The sequence below is a fragment of the Photobacterium sp. 1_MG-2023 genome, assembly GCF_030547945.1.
Lineage (GTDB): Bacteria > Pseudomonadota > Gammaproteobacteria > Enterobacterales > Vibrionaceae > Photobacterium.
This window is the reverse complement of sequence record NZ_JAUORR010000002.1, coordinates 131,462-154,146: the sequence shown is the minus strand read 5'-3', so window position 1 is coordinate 154,146 and position 22,685 is coordinate 131,462. Positions and strand designations below refer to the sequence as shown.

General features: G+C 51.5%; 22 protein-coding genes and 1 pseudogene. 13 read left to right on the top strand and 10 right to left on the bottom strand.

Annotated features, from left to right (window positions below; all coding sequences use genetic code 11):
• Positions 1 to 577 precede the first annotated feature (577 nt).
• Both Q4579_RS02490 and Q4579_RS02485 read right to left on the bottom strand, forming a co-directional pair.
• Positions 578 to 1,552, bottom strand: a pseudogene (locus Q4579_RS02490) (AMP-binding protein); the annotation flags it as partial.
• Positions 1,549 to 2,169, bottom strand: a complete 621-nt coding sequence (locus Q4579_RS02485) for a thermostable hemolysin (RefSeq protein WP_303561360.1) — start codon at positions 2,167 to 2,169, stop codon at positions 1,549 to 1,551. The pseudogene Q4579_RS02490 and the gene Q4579_RS02485, both read right to left, overlap by 4 nt.
• A 312-nt stretch (positions 2,170 to 2,481) precedes the next feature.
• Between Q4579_RS02485 and Q4579_RS02480 the strand changes: the two genes are divergently transcribed.
• Both Q4579_RS02480 and Q4579_RS02475 read left to right on the top strand, forming a co-directional pair.
• Positions 2,482 to 2,706 (top strand): hypothetical protein, encoded by a 225-nt coding sequence (locus Q4579_RS02480; RefSeq protein WP_211645813.1) that lies wholly within the window; start codon positions 2,482 to 2,484, stop codon positions 2,704 to 2,706.
• A 187-nt stretch (positions 2,707 to 2,893) separates the two neighbouring features.
• Positions 2,894 to 3,145, top strand: a complete 252-nt coding sequence (locus tag Q4579_RS02475) for a GlsB/YeaQ/YmgE family stress response membrane protein (protein ID WP_303561358.1) — start codon at positions 2,894 to 2,896, stop codon at positions 3,143 to 3,145.
• A gap of 50 nt (positions 3,146 to 3,195) precedes the next feature.
• Here the strand turns inward: Q4579_RS02475 and rsmS are convergent, their stop codons facing one another.
• Genes rsmS through dinG form a run of 5 tightly spaced genes read right to left on the bottom strand, consistent with a single transcriptional unit; the run spans position 3,196 to position 7,810 of the window.
• A complete protein-coding gene (rsmS, locus tag Q4579_RS02470) occupies positions 3,196 to 3,402 on the bottom strand; it encodes a pleiotropic regulatory protein RsmS (protein WP_303561356.1) in 207 nt (68 codons plus the stop codon).
• A complete protein-coding gene (locus Q4579_RS02465; protein ID WP_303561354.1) occupies positions 3,399 to 4,367 on the bottom strand; it encodes a histone deacetylase in 969 nt (322 codons plus the stop codon). The genes rsmS and Q4579_RS02465 overlap by 4 nt, the downstream gene beginning before the upstream one ends.
• Before the next feature lie 3 nt (positions 4,368 to 4,370).
• Positions 4,371 to 4,925: a primosomal replication protein gene (locus tag Q4579_RS02460; protein WP_303561353.1), complete on the bottom strand. Its 555-nt coding sequence runs from the start codon at positions 4,923 to 4,925 to the stop codon at positions 4,371 to 4,373.
• A 14-nt stretch (positions 4,926 to 4,939) separates the two neighbouring features.
• Positions 4,940 to 5,713, bottom strand: coding sequence for a TSUP family transporter (locus tag Q4579_RS02455; protein WP_303561352.1), 774 nt, complete (start codon positions 5,711 to 5,713; stop codon positions 4,940 to 4,942).
• 6 nt (positions 5,714 to 5,719) lie between these two features.
• Positions 5,720 to 7,810: an ATP-dependent DNA helicase DinG gene (gene dinG / locus Q4579_RS02450; RefSeq protein WP_303561351.1), complete on the bottom strand. Its 2,091-nt coding sequence runs from the start codon at positions 7,808 to 7,810 to the stop codon at positions 5,720 to 5,722.
• Between the two features lie 553 nt (positions 7,811 to 8,363).
• Here dinG and Q4579_RS02445 point away from each other — a divergent pair.
• On the top strand, positions 8,364 to 9,299 hold the full coding sequence (locus Q4579_RS02445; protein WP_303561350.1) for a porin: 936 nt from the start codon (positions 8,364 to 8,366) through the stop codon (positions 9,297 to 9,299).
• Between the two features lie 158 nt (positions 9,300 to 9,457).
• Positions 9,458 to 10,093, top strand: a complete 636-nt coding sequence (locus tag Q4579_RS02440) for a DUF2057 domain-containing protein (protein ID WP_303561349.1) — start codon at positions 9,458 to 9,460, stop codon at positions 10,091 to 10,093.
• Positions 10,094 to 10,131: 38 nt separating this feature from the next.
• Here Q4579_RS02440 and Q4579_RS02435 read toward each other — a convergent pair whose 3' ends face one another.
• Positions 10,132 to 10,494 carry a conjugal transfer protein TraR gene (locus Q4579_RS02435; RefSeq protein ID WP_303561346.1) on the bottom strand — a complete coding sequence of 121 codons (363 nt, stop codon included), beginning with the start codon at positions 10,492 to 10,494 and terminating at the stop codon, positions 10,132 to 10,134.
• Positions 10,495 to 10,864: 370 nt separating this feature from the next.
• On the opposite strand from Q4579_RS02435, the gene Q4579_RS02430 reads away from it, so the two are divergent.
• From Q4579_RS02430 to recR, 5 genes are all read left to right on the top strand, one after another.
• The gene (locus tag Q4579_RS02430) at positions 10,865 to 11,248 is read left to right on the top strand and encodes a YbaN family protein (RefSeq protein ID WP_211645805.1); all 384 of its coding nucleotides are present in this window, start codon (positions 10,865 to 10,867) and stop codon (positions 11,246 to 11,248) included.
• 163 nt (positions 11,249 to 11,411) lie between these two features.
• The gene (gene apt / locus Q4579_RS02425; RefSeq protein WP_303561343.1) at positions 11,412 to 11,972 is read left to right on the top strand and encodes an adenine phosphoribosyltransferase; all 561 of its coding nucleotides are present in this window, start codon (positions 11,412 to 11,414) and stop codon (positions 11,970 to 11,972) included.
• Positions 11,973 to 12,161: 189 nt separating this feature from the next.
• A complete protein-coding gene (gene dnaX, locus Q4579_RS02420) occupies positions 12,162 to 14,255 on the top strand; it encodes a DNA polymerase III subunit gamma/tau (RefSeq protein WP_303561341.1) in 2,094 nt (697 codons plus the stop codon).
• Positions 14,256 to 14,283: 28 nt separating this feature from the next.
• Positions 14,284 to 14,613, top strand: coding sequence for a YbaB/EbfC family nucleoid-associated protein (locus Q4579_RS02415; protein ID WP_211645802.1), 330 nt, complete (start codon positions 14,284 to 14,286; stop codon positions 14,611 to 14,613).
• Between the two features lie 3 nt (positions 14,614 to 14,616).
• Positions 14,617 to 15,219 (top strand): recombination mediator RecR, encoded by a 603-nt coding sequence (recR, locus tag Q4579_RS02410; protein WP_211645801.1) that lies wholly within the window; start codon positions 14,617 to 14,619, stop codon positions 15,217 to 15,219.
• Between the two features lie 101 nt (positions 15,220 to 15,320).
• Here recR and Q4579_RS02405 read toward each other — a convergent pair whose 3' ends face one another.
• Positions 15,321 to 15,872 carry a regulatory protein ToxS gene (locus Q4579_RS02405; RefSeq protein ID WP_303561339.1) on the bottom strand — a complete coding sequence of 184 codons (552 nt, stop codon included), beginning with the start codon at positions 15,870 to 15,872 and terminating at the stop codon, positions 15,321 to 15,323.
• Positions 15,857 to 16,720 (bottom strand): winged helix-turn-helix domain-containing protein, encoded by an 864-nt coding sequence (locus Q4579_RS02400; protein ID WP_303561337.1) that lies wholly within the window; start codon positions 16,718 to 16,720, stop codon positions 15,857 to 15,859. The genes Q4579_RS02405 and Q4579_RS02400 overlap by 16 nt, the downstream gene beginning before the upstream one ends.
• 263 nt (positions 16,721 to 16,983) lie before the next feature.
• Between Q4579_RS02400 and htpG the strand changes: the two genes are divergently transcribed.
• From htpG to Q4579_RS02380, 4 genes are all read left to right on the top strand, one after another.
• Positions 16,984 to 18,879 carry a molecular chaperone HtpG gene (gene htpG, locus Q4579_RS02395; protein WP_303561336.1) on the top strand — a complete coding sequence of 632 codons (1,896 nt, stop codon included), beginning with the start codon at positions 16,984 to 16,986 and terminating at the stop codon, positions 18,877 to 18,879.
• A gap of 176 nt (positions 18,880 to 19,055) precedes the next feature.
• Positions 19,056 to 19,703, top strand: coding sequence for an adenylate kinase (gene adk / locus Q4579_RS02390; RefSeq protein WP_211645797.1), 648 nt, complete (start codon positions 19,056 to 19,058; stop codon positions 19,701 to 19,703).
• A gap of 206 nt (positions 19,704 to 19,909) precedes the next feature.
• Positions 19,910 to 20,878, top strand: a complete 969-nt coding sequence (hemH, locus tag Q4579_RS02385) for a ferrochelatase (RefSeq protein WP_303561698.1) — start codon at positions 19,910 to 19,912, stop codon at positions 20,876 to 20,878.
• A 121-nt stretch (positions 20,879 to 20,999) separates the two neighbouring features.
• Positions 21,000 to 22,301: an inosine/guanosine kinase gene (locus Q4579_RS02380; protein ID WP_303561335.1), complete on the top strand. Its 1,302-nt coding sequence runs from the start codon at positions 21,000 to 21,002 to the stop codon at positions 22,299 to 22,301.
• Positions 22,302 to 22,685 lie beyond the last annotated feature (384 nt).

Genomic DNA, 22,685 nt, shown 5'->3' with positions numbered 1-22,685 from the left:
TTGTTTTCCCCTTGGCATGAAATGGGGTCAGCCGTAATCCTGTGGATGTCTGACTGGCCAGAAATATTGTGCTCTGGTGGGTTGGATGCTCTGTTTCATTGGGTTGTTCAGCGGTATCAATCGCCTGCTGAATCTCGGGTCGTCTGGGCCGGCCATTGGCCGTGGTGAACCCCGGTATCTGATGGGGGGGACGTTCAAGGACAATGATTCTGCCCAGCCGGGCATAGTCCGGAAGCCGGGCATGAAGGTGCTGCAGTTGTTCCGCAATGGTTTCCGGTGCGGTGGTGTAGAGAACGCCAGTCAGCCGGGCCTGTGCATCTCCGATCACGATCAGGCTCATCAATGCCGGAAATGCCAGCGCTTCCGATTCAATCCATTCCGGCGAGACATTGCGGCCATACGACGTGATCAGCAGGTTTTTCTGACGGCCGGTGATTTGCAGGAAACCGTCTGCATCGAGATGGCCTAAGTCGCCGGTGTCAATCGTGTCGGCCGGGTGCTCCTGCCCCAGATAACCCAGCATGGTACTGCCTGTGACCGTCAGCACACCGTCGGCAGTGCGACTGACACGGCAGTGAGACAGTGGCCGTCCGCTGGTGCCGGGTTTGTCGTCTCCGGGAACATTCAGGCTGACCACAGAGCCGCATTCAGATAACCCATAGCCTTCATAGGCAGGAATCCCCAGCGAGTGAGCTTGCAGCAAAATCTGAGGGGAGACCCGGGCGCCTCCCACAGCGACAAACTGCAAAGGCTCGACCAGCGCCGGATGTTTCAGGCCAATCTGGCACAAAGCCAGCAGCAGTGCTGGTGTCAGGACCAGACTCTCGGGACGATGCTCGGCCAGTGCCTGCGCAAAGCGAGCGGAATCAAACTGGCTCGATCCCTGCAGGCCGACCTGATCACCGGGCAGGATGACAGAGGTTGCGCCCATGAGCAGGGGGACATATACGCCGGAGATGTTCTCTAGCAAAGTGGCCAGTGGCAGCAGGACAAGATGTTTGCCGGGGGTGACGCTTGGGGTCAGCCGCTCAAGCAGTGCCTGGCTGGTTGCCGCCAGATGTGCCTGACTGAGACAGACCCCTTTCGGCTGGCCCGTCGAGCCTGAGGTAAAGGTGACTTTACAGGTTTGCTCCGGCATCTGACTGGCTGCTGTCACCGGAACCTGACGCGAATAAACAGGAAGACCCGAGATGACGTCGAGGGGGGCGGGTTGTCCGGACCATGTTCCCCACAGCGTATCGACGGAAGCGGCCTGCAACATGTGATCCACCTGCTGCGCTGCAAAAAAGCCGGGAACCGGAATCAGCACTTTCTCTGCAGCCATGGCTGCCAGATCGGCAATCGCCCAGGCCAGTCCGTTGTCAGCCTTCAGCGCAATTCGTTGTGCTGTGAGCGATTGAAGCTGTTGTCTGGCTGTTTCTACGGCATGGTGCAGTTGCGCATAGCTGAGCGTTACTTGTTGTCCGGACGCTGGATCCGGGCCAATCATCGCGGCCTTGTGAGGATATTCGGCAGTAAACCGGGCAAGATGTTCAATGATGAAAGCGCTCATCTCTGGCCCCCTGAAACATGTCTGTATCCTGACTGGCGTTGTTTCAGGATATTCAGCCCTGTGGCGAGGTGACCCGCGTAAATTTTGGGATGACGCTGATAGTAGGTTCCCCAGATCTGCTCGGCATTGTGAATCCGGGAGGCTGTTGCATCGGCCAGCAAGACAGGTGTCAGTCCCAACCGATGCATCATCGCCTGCAGCGGGCCGGTTGCCGTGAAGATACACCAGGTGTAACCCTGTCCGACGAGATGCTCTGCAATCTTCGTGAAGTGTAATCTGGATAAATGATGAGAAAAAGAAGCCAACTGACCAAACTCGATCAGTTCTGAACGGGCCACTGGATGGCCGAGTGCTTGGGCGATTAACTGCTCGGCAGGGCAGTCCAGATATTGTTCGAGAAACAGAGGGCTGACTGCAGCCGACTGATAACCACAAACAGAAAGTAATTGTTTGTGCGCATCCACCAAGGCCAGAAAATCAGGCATAAACCGATTGAGCTGTGCCTGAAATGCTGTCGTGTATCGATCAGCAATATATTGTTCTGTGTTTTTCCGGAAAGGATGATCTCTGTCAATATGCATCATAGTTAACAAGTTAGAATCATCATTGCTGCCCATCGCATATCCCCTTTTAAGGTGTGTCTCATCACTCTAGTGGGGGAAACTTAAGAATCACTTAAGGCATAAAAATCTGATGAAAAAACCAGTAAGCCCTGCATTGCAGTGTGATTGGTTGCTTTTAATCTTTGATGTCTAAGCGGTTGGTATTTGTAAGTTTATACGCACAAACCTGCTGGTAAGGCCAGATTATTGAGGCCTATATCAATTTTTGACATAGATTTTACGTTTAACATAAATGTCACATGATGATTTTTTGATTGTCATATTTTGCTGCGAAGATGACGGCCAGGCAAAGGAGTACGGACCGCAATGAACATGAAAATTCGCGCTAATCACCTGGAGCCAATGGGGTTCGATGAATTCTCCAGGCTGATTGATATGATGCCAGCGACACGCAGTCCGATAAAAGTTGAACCGTTAGCGGGCCATTTGAACACTCAGCACAAGGCGGGTCGTTCAGGAAAGATTTTTGATTTATCGCAGTCGGTCTCACCTGAGATCAGACAGGGATTACGTCTGGTGAATGGGTATTGAGCCGACGCAGCGTGATGCATTTGTCCTGACACGTACATCTTCTGAATTACGATCAAACAGGCCCGGCAGAATATGCCGGGCTTTTTTGTCAGAAATCATGTGATCACCGCTTTTCCGATACACACACAGCGAAAAATCTCAGCTAAGCTTCTTTTGAAACAGTTGATTACCGAGTGAGGAGCGAACAATGGGCATTTTTTCCTGGATTATTCTGGGTCTGATCGCTGGTGCAGTGGCAAAATGGCTGATGCCGGGTAAAGACGGTGGCGGCTGGATTGTCACCATGGCTCTGGGGGTCGTCGGGGCGTTTGTTGGCGGTTGGGTCGGCAGTCTGATTGGTCTTGGGCCAGTCACCGGTGTAAACATTGGCAGCATTATCACCGCGACATTGGGCGCTTTCATTGTGTTGCTGGTTTACAACAAGTTTATCCGCTCGTAGCCGATCTGATCTGAAAGAAGAAAGCCGCTTTTCTGACAAGCGGCTTTCTGTTATTCGTCTGTCGCTGACGGATTCGCCGCGGAAGATGCATGGGCAACTTTCGCTTGCAGATCGGCCTGAACGATTTCCAGCGCAGCCAGCGCCAGTTCAGGGGCAATACCATTCGTTTCCAGCAGGTAAATCAAATCGACCGCTAATTGCACCTCTTTCGGTGCGTCTGCCAAAGACGGGGACTGAGAGTTGTGTGGCTGTGTCATGCTTTCTCCTGAGTGTCGTGAGCCGCGATACGCTGTCCGGGGCGGCGCTCCGGCTGATGGACAGACAGTGCCGCCAGAAATAACTGGGCATGAATCTCCACCAGTTGCTGATGATCATCCCGGTATCCGCCGCCGACAACTGCTGCCAGTGGGATCTCTGCTGCCTTACATTGACGGATCACCAGCTGGTCCCGCTCAAAAATGCCTTCAGTTGTGACCTGAAAATATCCCAGCGCATCATGCTGGTGGATATCGACACCGGCGTCATAAATCACCAGATCCGGCTGATGCTGAGCCAGTGCCAGATTCAGAACGGCGCTGAACGCTGCCAGATAGTCTTCCGTGTTCGTTTCCCGGGGTAAGGCGAGATCGATATCTGAATCGGGCTTACGGGCCGGAAAGTTTTTATCGCAATGGACTGAAAAAGTAATGATATTGCTGTCTTCTGCCAGTAATGTCGCCGTTCCGTCGCCTTGATGGACATCGCAATCGACAATCAGAACGCGATCAATTCCCGGCAGTGTCAACGCGTGTCGGGCCGCAAATGCCAGATCGTTGACCAGGCAGAACCCACTGCCAAAATCATGATGCGCATGATGATAGCCGCCGCTCAGGTGCAGACTGATCCCGTGCTGATAAGCCAGATCGACGGTCAGTCGGGTGCCTGCTGTGGAAGTCAGGGTACGTTCAATCAGCTGTGGACTCCAGGGAAAACCAATCCGCCGCATTTTTGCTGCGGGCAAGGTGTTTTGAAGCAGATGATCGATATACGTCTCCTGATGCAACGCTTTCAATTCTTCCGGCGTCACGGGCTCTGGCTGGAAAAATGCGATGTCTGCCCAGTCCGCCATCTGCAGGGTTTGAGTGAGGTGTAAGTACAGCCGCTCATACTTGGTGATCGGATAGCGGTGTTGTGGGGGCAGCACCAATTCAGAATAGACAGGGTGATAAACCAGAGGCAGCATGATTTAACCTTTTCGCTCCCGGCGGGCAATGTGCTGTTCAATTTTAGCCATGGCTTGCTGACAACGTTGCAATCGGCCTTCCAAAGCGAGCAGTTGTTGCTGAAGCGGTTGTTTTTGATCTGCCAGCGTGACTTGCTCCAGGGCAAAAGCTTTGTCTTTCACCATGGCCGCCAGTCGTCGTTCCCAGTCCTGATGCTGGGCCAGATCATCGTAAAGCTGATGTAAGCTTTTTTGGGGGCGGACCTGATATTTAGGCTCAGCTTCGCGGATCTGTTTGGTGGCCATCTCGCGCTGAATGGCTTGGATTTGCGTCAGAATACGCTCGCACACGTAGGCTGCACGGTCCCGATGTAACCGTCCGGAAGCCTGCTCGTTTTGCATCGCCTGAATTTCCTGCTGGATTTCCCGGATGCAGGGCATCACGAAATGGGAACGGCAATGGAACAGCTGATGATCAAACAGCGCTTTGGCGCTTTCTCCCCGCTGATGATCCAGGGCTTCTGCCTGGGGGATCAGTTGCGCTACCAAATCAGACAGACGGCTGAGATCTTTGGTCACTTGAGACTCCTTACTTACACCCAGGCTTGCCAGGCCAGCCGGACAGCCAGCGCAACGACAACAGTGACGAATACCGGCCGGATGAAGCGGCTGCCAAATCGAATCGCAGAATGCGCGCCGATAAAAGCCCCCAGCATCAGGCAGACTCCCATGGTTAAACCCAGTGCGATATTGATATGACCGAGTATGGCAAAGGTAATCAGCGAGGTCAGGTTACTGGTAAAGTTCATGGCTTTAGCCAGACCGGATGCGAGCAAAATGTTCAGGCGGTACAAAGCCATATTGGAAACCGTCCAGAAAGCACCGGTCCCCGGTCCGGCAAGGCCGTCATAAAAACCCAGACTGGCACCCTGAATCCATTGCTTCTTTTTGAAACGGGGACAAGGCGTCGGCAGCTGATGACTGTCTGCTTTCGGATGTGGATGCCAGATTGTATACACGGCTGCTGCCAGAATGATCAATGGCAGGACTTTTTCCAGCCATTCAGTGCTGATGATGTCGACCACTAAAGTGCCGACAATGGCACCAATCAGCGTCGCAATGAAAGAGGTTTTCCAGAATGCCGGAGAAAACAGTTGTTTCCGGTAATAGGTCAGGGCTGCAGTTGACGATGCAAAGGTGGCCGCCAGTTTATTGGTTCCCAGTGCAATGTGCGGGGGTAATCCCAGAGACAATAATGCCGGAACGGTCAGCATCCCGCCGCCACCGGCAACGGCATCAATAAATCCTGCGGCCAGAGCGACCAGACCGAGGATGAGCATCATGCCCGGATCTAACATTTCAATCATGAATTATCATTTTCGTTCGATGGCGTGTTCTATTACGCGTTTAAATGGGGGCAATGAATCAAGCAGTGCTTTGCCGTAACGCTTTGAAATGATCCGACGGTCAAGCAGCACAACTCTACCAAAGTCCTGCTCTTTTCGCAGCAATCTCCCGACAGACTGAATCAGCTTTTTACTGGCTTCCGGGACGGCGATCTGTAAAAACGGGTTGCCGCCCCGGCTTTCAATGTATTCTGCATGCGCTTCTTCGACTGGGGAGGTCGGTACGGCAAAGGGAATTTTGGTGATAATTAAATTTCTGAGTAAATGGCCCGGCAAATCAAGCCCTTCAGAAAAACTGCCTGTGCCGAACAGAATACTGGCTTTGCCCTGATCACAGTTCTGCTTGTGTTTGTCCAGAAGAATACTGCGTGATTCTTCCCCCTGCACCAGCAGATCCCAGCCATTTTTCTGGCATAGGGGCCGAATGGATTCTGCGACTTTGTTCATTTGCCAGTAGGAAGCAAACAGTACCAGGCTGGCCGTTTCCCCTTCCAGATATTCCGGCAGGGTGTCGATCAGCAAATCGGTAAATTGTTCAGCTTGGGGTTCATAGCGCATGTGCGGGATCACCAGACGGCCGTTGTTCTGGTAGTCAAACGGTGAGGCCAGCGCCAGAAATTTTGTGCCTTCGTTTTCCTGAATGCCAGCCTGCCGGCAGAAATAGCTGAATTGGTTGAGGGCCCGTAATGTGGCTGACACTAAAATGGCACCCGCCGCGCGGCTCCACAACAGCTGATCCAGTCGGTAGCCAATCTCAAGCGGTGAAACCTGAACGATATAGTCGCCTTCCTGTTCAGGGCTTTTTTCCAGCCAGCGTGCGAGCGGCGCGCCATAATCTTTGTCCGGCTGTGCCATCAGCGTCCAGACTTTTTCCAGATTCTCTAAGCGCTGCAGGTAAAACCCGGATTCTGATAACGCAGGCTCAGCGGCGCGTGCCGGAACTTCATCCTCTTTCAGGCGTTCAGTAATCATCTCGTGAATTTTGGCCAGAGATTGCCGGGCCTTTTTACTGGCATCCCGGCATGCTTGCGCTTCTTCCGCCAGCCAGGCAGGGAGCTCCCCATGGGGAAAACGGTAACTGCCGTCTTTACTGAACATGCCCGGGTCAATTTGCCCGGACAACTGCCTGAATGTGGGCACCAGATGCTGAATCGATTCCTGGAGCGCACTCTGGAAACGACCGGCTTTTTGCGGATCAGCCAGCTCAGCAAGTTTACTGACCGACTGATTCAGCTTTTCCAGCCAGTTTCCTGCCCCTTTCAGGCTGGCCGCCGCGGCAGAAAAGTCGCGGGCAACCTGTGGCAGATGATGGGCTTCGTCAATCGTGTAAATGGTCTGTTCCGGCTCCGGCAGAATGACACCCCCCCCCAGCTCCAGATCGGCCATCAGCAGTGCATGGTTGGCAATGATGATGTCTGCTTTATCTAAATGTTCTCTTGCTTTGGCAAAAGGACACTGGCGATGTTTGGCCATGCCGGAATTGCAACTGTGCTTGTCCGACACAATTTGTTGCCAGACCCGATCGGGAATGACTGTCGGCCAACTGTCCCGGTCGCCGTCCCACTTGTTTTGCTGCCATGCAGCCAGCAGACGTTTGAGTAGGCTGAGATCAGATTTTTTGGGTTTTTCCTGCCACAGCGCGAGCTGGTTGTCGTCTTGTCCCAGACAACTGGCTTCCAGTCGGTGTGCGCAGCAATAGCGTTGTCGGCCTTTTGCCAGAATAAAGCTGAATTCTTTCGGAAAAATCTGAGCAAAGAGCGGTAAATCTTTGTGGACCAACTGTTCTTGTAACGCAACCGTCGCTGTTGCAATCAGTACCTTTTTGTTATGGAACAGCGCATAGGGCACGCAGCCCAGCAAGTAAGAGAGTGATTTTCCGATTCCCGTGCCAGCTTCCGCAACCAGCATCCGATGCTTTGCGTGATATTCGCCTGCCAGCGTTTTTGCGATTTCAGCAACCAGATAGTTTTGCGCGCGACGCGGAATAAAGTGATCTAATTGTCCACTCAGGTTGGTATAGCACTGTTTTATGTCTGTTTTAATCTGGTTATGAAGCATGGGTTGAAACTTAATCTGGGCAGGGAAATGCATTATAACACGATGCTCGGTCAGGGTGTGGTTTGGCTGTGACTTCGGCAGTTTTGATTTGAAATGAGATTTTCCTCACGAAATAAGATTGAACCCGGATTTAATACAGTGTGCGTTTAGATTGGATTGGTGTTTTATATTGCATTTTTCTATTTTGGTGGCTTATCGTTTTTCTTTTTTGTGGGATAATTACTTTTTTGTGGTGATTTGTTTTGTATTTTGGTGCGATTAAGTAACCATTAAATTCCATGTGATATGTATGGTTATGTAAATTTTTTGTTGTGGTTTTTGTTTAAGCGATTGAATTTAAAGGTTGTAATAAAAATATGTTGTTACAATGCGAGAATTTGACATCACGATAAAATCTCTGTCAGGATGAGTCTCGCAAGTTACGCCATTCCGGCATGGCGTGCTTTTCACTAAAAATCAGGTGTGAAGCCAAGTGTGCCGGGAAGGGATATAAAAAAAGCAAAAGGGATTCTGGAAATAGGAATTCCATCCATAAGAAAAGGCAGTGGATATCATGAAAAAAACGCTAATTGCACTATCTGTACTAGCTGCAGGCTCTGCAAACGCTTCTGTCAACCTGCTGGACCAGAACGGTGTTCTGGTTGACCTGTCAGGTTCTGCTGAAGTTCAGTTCGCCAAAAAGATTACTGAAAAAAGCCGAGATACTGATCCTTCAATCCGTCTGGATGATGGTGACATCACGCTGAATACCACGATCCCAGTCAACAACAACCTGAACGTCGTTGCTGGTCTGAGCTTTGACCTGTCAAACACTGATGCTAACGGTAGTGCTACAGATTTCTTCAACGATGAGCTGTACGCGGGCTTCCAGGGCACTGACTTTGGTACTGTGACTTTCGGTCGTCAGTTCCTGATCACTGATGACGCAGGTATCGGTAAAGACTACGAACTGGGTCTGGAGCAACTGAATCTGGGTAAAACTCAGGGCAGCGAAGTTGTTAAATACGTTTATGACAACGGTCAGTTCTACTTTGGTGCTTCTCACGACATCAATGCGAACGACAATGGTGGCATCACTGATGCACGTCTGGGTGCACGTTTCGGTGGTCTGGACGTCCGTGGTTACTACTATGCGTCTGAAGACGTTGCTACTGACATGAACAAAATTGGTGCTGATGTAAATGCCTATAATATCGAAGCAGAGTATGTGTTTGGTGCTGTAGCACTGGCCGCTTCTTTCGGTAATGTAGATATTGATAACGCTGGTGATTCTGATGTAATCGAAGCAGCAGGCTCTTACACCATGGGCAAAAACACCTTTGCTCTGGGCTATGTCTATGCTGACGCTGACGAAACAAACAACGTTTACGCTAACGTCACTCACCAACTGCACAGCAACGTGAAGCTATATGCTGAACTGGGCTGGGCTGACGCTGATGTTAAAGAGTATGACCTGGGCTACGTGGCTGGTATGGAAGTTCTGTTCTAAGAACGGTTCTTTCCAGAATACAGAGATTGCAAAAGCCGCCTTTTTTGGGCGGCTTTTTTGTATCTCGTCTTTTTGTCGGCGAGCGGACTATTGCAGACCGCTTGATTATGGCAGCATAGACAGCCTCAGTTGAAGTGATAACAAATAGAAGATTGGCGATGAAAAAAATCATAATTCTGGCCAGCCTGTTTGCGGCGCAAGCGCAGGCGGCCACGCTGTCGGTTACCGACGGCATTGAATTTCTGGTGGTGGATGGAAAGCAGGTGCAGGGCTCGTTCTGGTCTCAGACAGCAGAGCTTGAACTGACACCGGGAAAACATCAGATTGTTGTTCGTTACGATAAAGAACTCAAAAACGGCAGCCGGAATACCATGTATACCACCCGTCCGTACCTGTTTGAGCTGGAGATGCCGTCACAGGACGCTGAGATCAGCTTGCCGGCGCTGGTTGTCTACAGCCAGGCGCAGGCTTATTTTCAGCGCGATCCTGAATGGACTCTTCTGATGGAAGACGGCAGTCAGCGTACACTTGCCTTTACCGAGCTGAAAGGAGATGGCTTTGCCGCGTTCAGCGATATGGAGGCATTGGTTGCTGAATATAACCGCCAGAACGGGATCACCTTCGAGCAAGGCTACGCGGTCGATTTACAGCAAGCCGTCGTCAAAGTTGATGCAGGCGGTAAAGTAGAAGTGACCGGTGATGCATTGGCACAGCTGAAACTCTGGTACAGCAAAGCAAAACCGGAAGAAAAAGCGGCTTTCCAGACCTGGATGAAATCGCAGGCGCAGCCTTAAGTGAAACAGGGGCGGCAGCTCATCACCAGCGCTGAGCTTTAGCGCTGATGATGATATTTACTGTGCGACTGGCATTGGCGGCAACGCGGCTGTGCCGGATCGGCTGCCAGAATTTCGGATTCGATGGGCTCTTCGCAGTCGGTACAGATCCCGTAGAGATCCAGCCGGATGGCACATAAAGCGGCATCGATGGCTTCAAGCCGGTGGGCATGCTGGCGGAGCTGAGGATCGGCGCTCAGGGTTGTGAACTGCAGCAGTTCGTTGATCGTACAGTCAGCGGTTGTGGCTTCGGGCTGCGTTTGCCGGCGGTGTTTTTCCAACGCGGCATAGAGCGAGGCCGACAGCGACTGATACTCTTGCTCCAGCCGGAGACATTGCTGTTTCAGGTACTCACTATTCATCGAGATGCTCCATTGTAGACTGGATCACAGTCTATGCTGAATTTCTCTGCTGGTTATGACATAAGTCAAAGGACGCGCAGAATAACCCTTCTTTTTGTCGGTTTTTGTTATCTATCGAATGCTTTATAGTGCTTGGCAGTTTTTATGGGGCTGAATTGCCACTTTTAACGACTTTTCAGCACGTTAAGCCGACTAAAAGGAAGATAAAATGGAACATGATTTCAAAGAACCGTATAATTTGAAGTACTTTATTGGTTTCCTGATTGCAATGCTGCTGCCAACTTTACCTGCGAGCCTGACCTGGCTGGGGATCCTCAGCAGCTAACGGCATAAGTTGCCTGCATCAGGCTGAATGTAAAAGAGAGGGAATGTGAAACAACTGATCTGGCGAACCTTATTGCTGGTTTCCGGCTGGTGTTTCGTTATCTTAGGTATTTTGGGTATTTTCCTTCCTCTTTTACCCACCACCGTCTTTCTTCTGCTGGCCAGTGCGTGTTTTATGCGCGGCTCCCCCAGACTTCATCACTGGCTCAATACACATCCTCATTTTGGTCCGGTTTTACAGAACTGGCATCAGCATCGTGCCGTCAGCCGTACCGTCAAACGACGGGCGAATGTGACGATTGTGCTCAGTTTTGCGTTGTCGATTTATTTTGTGCCACTGGCCTGGGTCAAAGGATTACTGCTCGGGATTGCAGTCATACTCTTGATCTGGTTTAACCGTTTACCCGTCAGAGAAACCAACAGCCTCTGAGAAGCAGATCTGTCGCTCACTGTCTTGGTTTACAGGCCGAAAGTTGCCCCTCTCGTCAAAAATCACTACTATTTGCGCCTAAACTGCTTCTGTGACCCATGCTAAATGGTCCGGAACTCTTGTTAATAACCTGCAGCCTGTGAAGCCGCAGACGGAAGAGACTATGAGCCAAGTAAAAACTGTTCAAGACGACTTCAGCCTGATTAAAAACAGCATCAAAACGATTCCGGATTATCCCAAACCCGGCATTCTGTTTCGTGATGTCACCAGCCTGATGGAAATTCCTGAAGCGTACCGTGCGACGATGCAGATTCTCCATCAGCAGTTCAATGACAAAGGCATCACCAAAGTCGTGGGCACCGAGGCGCGTGGTTTCCTGTTTGGCGCCCCACTGGCGCTGGCGCTGGGCGTCGGCTTCGTGCCTGTGCGTAAGCCGGGCAAATTGCCGCGGGCGGTGATCAGCGAAAGTTATGATCTGGAATATGGTCAGGACACGCTGCAGATTCACACCGATGCAATTGTTGAAGGCGACAAAGTGCTGCTGGTCGATGACCTGCTCGCGACGGGTGGAACCATCGAGGCGACGACCAAGCTGGTGCGTCGTCTGGGCGGGATAGTTGAGGACGCTGCATTTGTGATTAATCTGCCGGATATTGGCGGTCAGCAGCGTTTGCGCGATTTGGGCCTGAATGTCTTCAGTATCTGCGATTTCGACGGCCACTAATCACACGTTTCCGCTCAGCCTTTTGGGAGGATGTCTTGATTGGTCAAAATGGTATCAATGACACGCCGATAAAGACAAACTCCCTTTGAGTTCTCTCGCGCCACTTTTCTCGCTGTGCTAGCATGGCCGACTGGATTCAGTCAGAATTTTGATAAGGCTGAATGATCGAATTCTGTAGGATTGAACACCATGAGTTATCAGGTTCTGGCACGAAAATGGCGGCCGCATCGATTCGAAGATGTGGTGGGCCAATCCCATGTCCTGACGGCGCTGGCAAATGCGCTGACACATAACCGACTTCATCATGCTTATCTGTTGAGTGGAACCCGTGGTGTCGGTAAAACCACGATTGCCCGTTTGTTTGCCAAAGGGCTGAACTGCGAGCAGGGCATTACGGCTACCCCGTGTGGTCAGTGTCACACCTGCCAGGAAATTGATCAGGGCCGGTTTGTTGATTTGTTAGAGATTGACGCCGCTTCCCGGACCAAAGTCGAAGATACCCGCGAACTGCTGGACAATGTTCAGTACAAACCGGCCCGCGGGCGCTTCAAAGTGTACCTGATTGATGAAGTCCACATGTTGTCCCGTCACAGCTTTAATGCGTTGCTCAAAACGCTGGAAGAGCCGCCGGAACATGTGAAGTTTATTCTCGCCACAACAGACCCGCAGAAACTGCCGGTCACCATTTTATCGCGCTGCCTGCAATTTCATTTAAAGCACCTGGATCAAACGCAAATTCAGCAACAGCTGGCACATGTGCTGCAAGAAGAAGACGTATCCTTTGAAGCGAAAGCACTGAGCCAGATCGCCCGGGCTGCGGAAGGCAGTATGCGGGATGCGCTCAGTCTGACGGATCAAGCGATTGCGCTGGGCAATGGTCAGGTCATGCAGGAAACCGTGTCCGGTATGCTGGGCACCCTGAATACAGAACAGGCGCTGTATTTGCTCGAAGCCATGGCGGAAGGGCAGGCAGCGCCTGCGATGGCCTGTCTGGCAGAACTGGCCTCGGTTGGCGTTGCCTGGGACAGTCTGCTCTCGGAAATGGCGTCGCAATTACACCGCGTGGCAATGTATCAGGTCTTGCCTGCATCGCTGGACAGCACGTTGCCGGACGCTGAGCGCATTGTTCAGCTCAGTCAGGTGATGCCGCCGCAGGATGTTCAGTTGCATTATCAGATGGCACTTCAGGGCCGGAAGGACTTGCCACTGGCACCCGATGGCAGAACAGGCTTGGAAATGGTGATGCTGCGTATGCTGGCATTTCGTCCGTTGGCTGCCGGGCACCTGACGCCACAGGCTGTCGCGGTTCCTTCCGCTGCACCTGCGCCTCGGGCCGTTCAGCCGCAAACCGGCCCATCGACAGCCGGTCAAGCGCCGGTAAAGGCGCCAGCAGAGATGTCACAGCCGAGTGAAGTGGCTCCGGCGCGGGAAACGATCGAGCAAGCAGCAGTGAGTCCTGTCCCGCAGGATCAGGCGCCTCACGTGCAACCTGTGGAATCGCATCCGTCTGCTCCGGTGCAGGAAACTGCGCCAGCGCCGCAGGCACCATCGGCATCTCCTGCATCCGGGCTGCTTGCAGTTCGCAACCGCCTTCGCAGTCAGGCGAAACGCGGGCAGGAAACACCGCCAAAAAAGATTGAACCGGCGTCGGTCAAAAAACCGGCATCCAATGTGCTTGAACGCATCAGTAGTCAGCATGCGGGCCGACGTGTGCCAGCTGCAGGCCAAGCGACGGCGCCGGAGCAACACAATGCAGAACCGGAAAAGCCTGAAGCGTATCAATGGCAGCCGATGTTCCAGCCGGACGAAAGCGTTCAGGAAACAGCGTCGATTGCACCCACTGAAATGAAGCAGGCTCTGGCGCATGAAAAGACGCCGGAGATGGTCAAACAACTTGTCACCGAGGCTGCAAAGCAGGATAGTTGGTCGGATATGGCGGACCGGTTGAATGTGGATCGACTGGTTCAGCAGCTCGCACTGAATTCTGCACTGGAGCAGGATGGTCCGCGCCTGACTTTACACTTGCGCGCCTCCCAGCAGCATCTGGATACACAAAAAGCACGCACGCAGCTGACCTCAGCACTGGCTGAGATGATGGGACAAGAGATAGAATTACAGATAGAGCCAAGTGAGCATGGACGAACGCCGCTGGAATGGCGTGAGTTTATTTATCAGCAAAAACTGGATCAGGCTAAAGCCAGTCTGCAGCAGGATCCGAACGTGACCTTCATTTGCCAGCGATTTAGTGCTGTGCTGGATGAAGAGAGCGTAAGACCCGTTTAAATGAACCAGACCCATAGAGAGAGAAGATATGTTTGGTAAAGGTGGTATGGCGAACATGATGAAGCAGGCGCAGCAAATGCAAGAGCGCATGCAGCAGATGCAAGAAGAAATCGCGAACATGGAAGTCACCGGTGAATCTGGTGCTGGCATGGTGAAGGTCACGCTGACCGGCAGCCACAGCGTGCGTCGTGTTGAGCTGGATGACAGCCTGATGGAAGACGACAAAGAGATGCTGGAAGATCTGATTGCAGCAGCATTCAATGATGCTGCCCGTCGCATCGAAGAAGCGCAGAAAGAAAAAATGGCCAGCGTGACCGGCGGGATGAACCTGCCTGCTGGCTTTAAGATGCCTTTCTAATCAATGCGTACCAGTCCGTTACTTGAGCAGTTGATGGACGCGCTGCGCTGTTTGCCCGGCGTCGGGCCAAAATCAGCGCAGCGTATGGCATTCAGCCTGTTGCAGCGTAACCGTCAGGGTGGTTTGCAGCTGGCTGATGTGCTGGGTAAAGCCATGACGGAAATCGGACATTGCCGGGATTGCCGCACGTTTACGGAAGAAGACGTGTGTGCCATCTGTGACAATCCGAGGCGGCAGGAAAGTGGCCAGATCTGTGTGGTCGAGAGCCCGGCAGATATCATGGCCGTCGAGGCCACAGGGCAGTTTTCCGGCCGTTATTTTGTGCTGATGGGCCATTTATCTCCGCTGGACGGCATTGGTCCGAGCGATATTGGCCTGGATGTTCTGGAATATCGGTTGCAGAACGAGACGATTGCTGAGCTGATCCTTGCGACCAACCCAACGGTTGAAGGGGAGGCCACCGCGCATTTCATCGCAGAGTTGTGTCAGGCTTATCAGGTCCCGGCCAGCCGGATTGCTCATGGTGTCCCTGTGGGCGGGGAACTGGAATTGGTGGATGGGACAACCTTGTCTCATTCTCTGGCCGGACGGCAAAGGCTTTACTGATCCCCTGTATACCTGCCTTACATGATGAATGAAAAACCGACGTGACTGCGTCGGTTTTTTTATGGCCAGGTTTTAACTGAGCGGTGGCTGCCGTAACAGCATTACGGCAGTGCGTTTAACACCTGAGAACGGGTGTTCAGGCCTGTCAACAACACTGATTTTTGGTTCAGAATGTCAATCTGGTTGCTTTGTTCCGCATTGATTTGAAAGTAGGTACGGATGGTCGCAAGCTGCGCTGTATTAAAGGCGGTTTCATCGCCGGTTTTCATTTCATTAAAGTGGATGGGGCGGATCTGCAAATACCCGCCGCTGACCGCCCATTGCCCAAACTCGGTAATAGTCAGATGGACTCGCGCAGCATCACGATTGGTGATCGATACCCGGCTGACTCTTGAATAGGTGTGATTGGGCATAAAAATCAGATTATTCTTTTCAGTCATCTGTTTCAGGGTTGCCAGCCCGGGTGACTCATTGGAAGACACGTGTGTCACGGTAAATGACGTCCAGTCGTGAGCCATCAGAAAGCGTGCCAGTTTGTGGTCACTCAGAAAGGAATAATAGAGGCTGCCTAGTGTGACCAGCATCAGCACAGTGCCAATGACGAGCCAGTACCAGCTGAATCTTACTGGCTTTTTCGTTACCGGATGCGGCATGGTTGCTCCTTGTGTCGGTTCAGCGTCACGATGGTCAGGGTCATGTTGTTCTGATAAGCAGATGGACTGAAAATCAGATTGATCCAGAGCTGATTGTGCTCCCCGCCGGTTACCACAGCTTTGATCGGCAGTGGTTTGTCCGATGCCTGTTGTTCGTAAGGTGCAAGACATTGCCGGATCAGGGGATACCAGGACTCAGGTATCTGATCATGACTGGGAATGAGTACCGGTGTTTTACCAACAGTAAATGCGGGATAGAAGGCGCTGGATGTGGGCGGCGGCGTAAAATATGCCCACAGCGGAAGAAGAAGGCAGAGCAATAAAGCCGCCAGACCGCTGATCATATGCCGTCGATGCCACTGTAATGGGGAAATGGCCTGTGTCGGTGAGGTCTGTACCGCAGGATTGCTGGGCAAAGGCGGAGGAGCAGATTCTGATTGCCTTTCAATGACTTCGATCTGATCGGGCTCTGACGTCTTGACACTGTCTGACTCAGTGATGGCATCCAGCCGATCAATGTCTGCAATCATCTGGTAGCCATGCTTGGGCACGGTTTTGATGAACATCGGCGCACGGGTTGAATCCTGCAAATATTTTCTCAGGGTCGAAATGGCTTGGGTCAAACTGGAGTCATCCACTTCAAACCCTTGTTCCCGCCAGATAAAGTCATGCATCCGCTGGCGGGAAATGATGGTCCCTGGTTCCTGAACCAGCAGGCTCAGCGCTTTGCTTTCATTGATTCCCAGATGGATCGTTGTGTCTGACTGAGTCTTGTCCACCAGGCTGTTGTGGTGCGGGGTAAAAAGAAATCGATTCCCAATCAAAAATTTACACTGTGCTTGATCCATGCCCGGCCTATTTGTTCAGAGTGACTTGTTTATCATAGATGTCTGACCGGAAGAAGAGTATCCCTAAACAACGAAGCAGATGACTACAGCCTGACAAGGGATGGCTCAACTGGTCTCATTGAGTGATGGGGATCGCACCCAATGCAATCAAATGACGACCTTTCAGCCAGACAGCCAGAAATTTACCACCTCAGGCTTGAAAAACATTGAACGGACCTTATCTAGGAGTCAGTAAGGACGTAAATCTTGATTACGGAGTTCTAATGAGCGAGCAAACTTTAGAGAAAAATAAAGAAACACGTGGTTTTCAGTCAGAAGTGAAGCAGTTGCTTCATTTGATGATCCACTCATTGTACTCAAACAAAGAAATTTTCCTTCGGGAGCTGATCTCCAATGCTTCCGATGCCGCAGATAAACTGCGCTTCCGTGCGTTGTCTGCACCAGAGTTATATGAAAATGACGGTGAACTGGCTGTCCGTCTGTCGTTTGATGAAGAAGCCGGTACGGTCACCATCAGCGATAACGGCATTGGGATGACCCGGGACGAAGCCATTGAGCATCTGGGCACCATTGCGAAATCTGGCACGAAGGATTTCTTTACCAAACTGAGCGAAGAGCAGAGTAAAGACTCTCAACTGATTGGTCAGTTCGGTGTGGGTTTCTATTCGTCATTCATTGTTGCGGATGCGGTGACGGTCAATACCCGTGCTGCCGGTGCCGCTGCGGATGAAGCGGTACGCTGGCATTCAACCGGTGAAGGAGATTACACCGTTGAAACGATTGAAAAAGCCGGTCGTGGTACAGAAATTATTCTGCATTTGCGCGAGGATGAGAAAGAATTCCTGAGCGAATATCGCCTGCGAAATATCATCAGTAAATATTCGGATCACATTGGTATTCCGGTCCTGATGGAAACGGTTGAACGCGATGAAGAAGGCCAGGAAACGGGTAAACAGTGGGAGCAGGTCAATAAAGCTCAGGCACTGTGGACCCGCAGTAAATCCGACATCAGTGATGAAGAATATAAAGAATTCTATAAGCATGTTTCCCATGATTATGCTGAGCCACTGAGCTGGAGCCATAACCGTGTAGAAGGTCAGCAGGATTACACCAGCCTGTTGTATGTGCCGTCAAAAGCACCGTTTGATCTGTATAACCGCGACAGCAAGCACGGTCTGAAACTCTATGTTCAGCGTGTGTTTATCATGGATGACGCAGAGCAGTTCATGCCGATGTACCTGCGCTTTATGCGCGGTCTGATTGATTCGAATGATCTGCCGCTGAACGTCTCCCGTGAAATTCTGCAGGACAATAAAGTCACGCAGGCGTTGCGCAAGGCATGTACCAAGCGCGCGCTGTCGATGCTGGAAAAATTGTCGAAGAAAGAGGAGTATGCATCGTTCTGGCAAGAGTTCGGTCAGGTGCTGAAAGAAGGGGTTGCGGAAGATTTCGCGAACCGCGAAAAAATTGCCGGCCTGCTGCGTTTCAGCACCACGCATCACGATACAGCAGAGCAGTCGGTTTCACTGGCTGATTACGTCAGCCGGATGAAGGAAGGTCAGGACAAGATCTACTTCATTACTGCAGACAGCTTTAATGCGGCGAAGAACAGTCCGCACCTAGAGCAGTTCCGTGCAAAAGGGCTGGAAGTGGTGCTGATGCACGATCGCATTGACGAGTGGCTGATGGGCTATCTGCCTGAATTTGATGGCAAACAGTTCCAGTCGATCACCAAAGCGGGTCTGGATCTGTCCAAGTTTGAAAACGAGGAAGAGAAAGAAGCACAGAAGCAGACGGAAGAAGAATTTGCTTCCGTGGTTGAGCGCACCAAAACTTATCTGGGTGACCGGGTGAAAGACGTGCGGACGACCTTTAAGCTGAAGGATACACCGGCCGTTGTGGTGACGGATGAAAACGAAATGGGTACCCAAATGGCGAAACTGCTGGCAGCTGCCGGTCATGACGCGCCTGAAGTACAGTATATTTTCGAACTGAATCCACAACACCCGGTCGTTAACCGGATGGCGGACGAAGCGGATGAAGAAGCGTTTGGTCGCTGGGTAGAAATGCTGCTGGGGCAGGCGATGCTTGCTGAACGGGGCTCGATGGAAGACCCATCGCAGTTCCTGGCGGCAGTGAATCAACTGCTGGCCAAGTAAGTTCAATCATGCTGACGGGCGCAGAAAGGATCTGCGCCCGTTTTGTGTCAAAGAGTATGCTGATAAAGAATGTAATCGCGGCGCCGTTTCAGAACCAGACTTGCGACGATGGTCTAATCAGTGTATTTTTCTGACTTTCCAAAAACTCCGGCTAAATTCTAGAAAAGGGGATCAAGATGCGCATCATTCTTCTGGGCGCTCCAGGTGCAGGTAAAGGCACACAGGCACAATTCATCATGGAGAAATTTGGTATTCCTCAAATTTCAACGGGTGATATGCTGCGTGCGGCAATCAAAGCGGGTACAGAGCTGGGTAAGCAAGCGAAAGCCGTGATTGACGCAGGCCAGTTGGTGTCTGACGACATTATTCTGGGTCTGGTCAAAGAGCGTATTGCTGAAGACGACTGTGCAAAAGGCTTCCTGCTGGACGGTTTCCCTCGCACCATTCCTCAGGCAGATGGCCTGAAAGAGATCGGTGTTGCAGTAGACTACGTGGTTGAGTTCGATGTACCAGACAGCGTGATTGTTGAGCGCATGGCGGGTCGTCGTGTTCACCTGGCTTCAGGCCGTACTTATCACGCGGTTTACAATCCACCAAAAGTGGAAGGACAGGACGATGTGACCGGCGAACCTCTGGTCATTCGTGAAGACGACAAAGAAGAGACCGTTCGTGCTCGTCTGGGTGTTTACCATGAGCAAACGGCACCGCTGATCAGCTATTACAGCAAAGAAGCGGAAGCGGGTCACACCACTTATATTAAGATTGACGGCACTCAGCCAGTGGCTGACGTCAGTGCTGAACTGGGCAAATCTCTGGCTCAGTAATCAAGCGGTTTTGACTGAGTCGATTCGGGCTCAGCGTTCAGCCGGATCAAGAAGCGGGAGGCGAAAGTCTTCCGCTTTTTTTATGCCTGAGATTTACTGTGATGGCTGGCGGCGCGGGATCGGAAATGAGGGAAGGCAAATCAAAAGCTTAATGGTACACTGCGGTCAGCACTGACAATGATTAAGAAACTCGAATGTAGGTGATGATGGAGAATAAAGGTATTGGCGTACTTTTGGTGAACCTGGGTACACCTGATGAAGCGACTTCTGGCGCAGTAAAACGGTTTCTCGCTGAGTTTTTGAGTGATCAGCGTGTGGTTGATTTGAATCCATTGATCTGGCGTCCGGCGCTTTATGGTGCAATCTTGCCGATTCGCGCCCCCAAAGTTGCGAAGCTGTATCAGTCGATTTGGATGGAAGAGGGCTCTCCGCTGATGGTCTATTCTCAGCGTCAGCGAGCAGCATTGGAATCTCAGCTGGGCTTGCCGGTTGCTCTGGGGATGACATACGGAAACCCGAGTATTCCTTCGGCATTGGCGTCACTCCGGGATCAGGGGTGTCAGAAAATTGTTGTGCTGCCGCTCTATCCGCAATATTCACGTACCACGACAGCCGCCGTGTTCGACAAGATTGCAGCTAGCCTGAAGCAGACTGCTTACCTGCCTGAGCTGAGATTCATCAATCATTATCAAGACCACCCGGCTTATATTGAAGCGTTGGCTCACTCGGTACAGGCGGTCTGGGATGAGCGCGGTCAGCCGGATTACCTGCTTTGTTCTTATCATGGTATCCCGAAACGCTATGCGGATTTAGGCGATCCGTACCCGGTGCATTGTAACGACACCACAGCGTTACTGGCTGAAGCTCTGGCGATGCCACGCGAGAAAATGAGCATGAGTTATCAGTCTATTTTTGGCCGGGAAGAATGGCTGAAACCATACACGGAACCCACGATCATTGAACTGGCTCAAAAGGGCGTCAAGCGGTTGGATGTCATTTGTCCGGCCTTCTCGGTTGACTGTCTGGAAACGCTGGAAGAAATCGCAGAGGGATGTCAGGAAGCCTTCCTGGAAGCGGGGGGCGAGTGCTTCAATCTGATCCCTTGCCTCAATGACAGCCCGGCCCATCTCAACATGATGGAACGCCTGATCCGCCACCATACGCAGTCCTGGTAACGTTTTATTAACTTTCGCAAATACTATGATTTGGCTCTCACTAATTGTGTGGGCCTTTTCTTCATTGTTCTATATTTTGTGATATCATCCGCAAGTTTTTTCTACCCGGCAGCGCGATATCATGAAATTTCCTGGTCAACGTAAATCAAAACACTACTTTCCTGTTCATGCCCGAGATCCGCTTCTGACTCAGGCCAGCACCAAGCCTCTTGAGCGCACCCATGTTGTTGGGATTGACCAGACACTGGTCGATATTGAAGCCTGTGTGGATGATGAATTTCTGAGCCGATATGCACTCAGCAAAGGCCACTCTCTGGTCATTGCTGAAGATGCTGCTGAAGAGCTGTACCGCGAGCTGAAAGAAAATGATCTCATCCGTCATGAATTTGCTGGTGGCACGATTGGCAACACGCTGCACAACTATTCTGTGCTGGCGGATGACAAATCTGTGTTGCTTGGCGTCATGAGCCAGGACATTCAGATTGGCAGTTATGCGTACCGTTATCTGGTGAATACCTCCAGCCGCATGGATCTGAACCATCTTCAGCCTGTGTCAGGTCCGATTGGACGCTGCTTTGCGCTGATTACACCGGATGGTGAACGTACCTTTGCGATCAACGAAGGTCGTATGAACCAGCTTGAGCCGAACAGTATTCCGGAATCCATTTTTGAACGTGCTTCTGCTCTGGTTCTGACGGCTTATCTGGTGCGTTGTAAAGACGGCGATCCAATGCCGGAAGCAACCATGCGCGCGATTGAGTATGCGAAAAAATACGATGTGCCTGTGGTGCTGACGCTTGGGACCAAGTTTGTGATTGCAGATGATCCGCAATGGTGGCGTGATTTCCTGCGTGACCATGTAACCGTGCTGGCGATGAACGAAGACGAAGCAGAGGCACTGACCGGTTATGCTGATCCGCTGATGGCATCAGATAAAGCGCTGGATTGGGTTGATTTTGTGTTGTGCACTGCCGGACCTGTCGGTCTTTATACGGCGGGCTATACGGAAGAAACCACCAAACGGAAGACCAGTCTGCCATTATTACCGGGCGAGATTCCAGAGTTTAACCGCTATGAATTCAGTCGTCCGATGCTCAAAGTGGGTTGTGAAACCCCAATGAAGGTTTACTCACACATTGCCCCATACATGGGGGGACCTGAGCGGATCAAGAACACGAACGGAGCGGGAGATGGTGCATTGTCTGCGCTGCTGCATGATATGGCAGCCAACCGTTACCATAAAGAGAATGTGCCGAAGTCGAGTAAGCACAGCTATGATTTTCTGACCTACTCCTCTTTCTCGCAGATTTGCCTGTACTCCAACCGGGTCAGCTATGAAGTGCTGGCGCAGCATTCGCCGCGTTTGTCGCGGGGCCTGCCGGAGCGGGAAGACAGTCTCGAAGAGGCATACTGGGAGCGTTAATCCCGGTTTAAAAAAACTTGTAAAAAACCGCCATCTGGCGGTTTTTTTGTGACTTGTATTCCGCTGTGAGGGATCAATTACAAGATGGATTCTGGAAAAAAGACTCAGGCAAACGATTTCGTGTGATAGGTTTTGTTAATTACTTTCAATCGGACGACCCGAAACTGGAACCAGCACAACATTGTGAAAACTGTGGCAAGTGTGCAACTTTTGACTGCTTCTGTGAGGCTGAATCCAGAAAACTGGTGGGTGAATACTCAGATTCTCTTTCAGGGGGCGAAAAAAGTAAGCTCGGCTATTTTGTCCTTTTCGGGGTGTTTCGTGTGTTTTTGAGAGATGTTCGCGCCATATTGTATTGCAGTCCGTGATCAGAAGGTGCTCAGA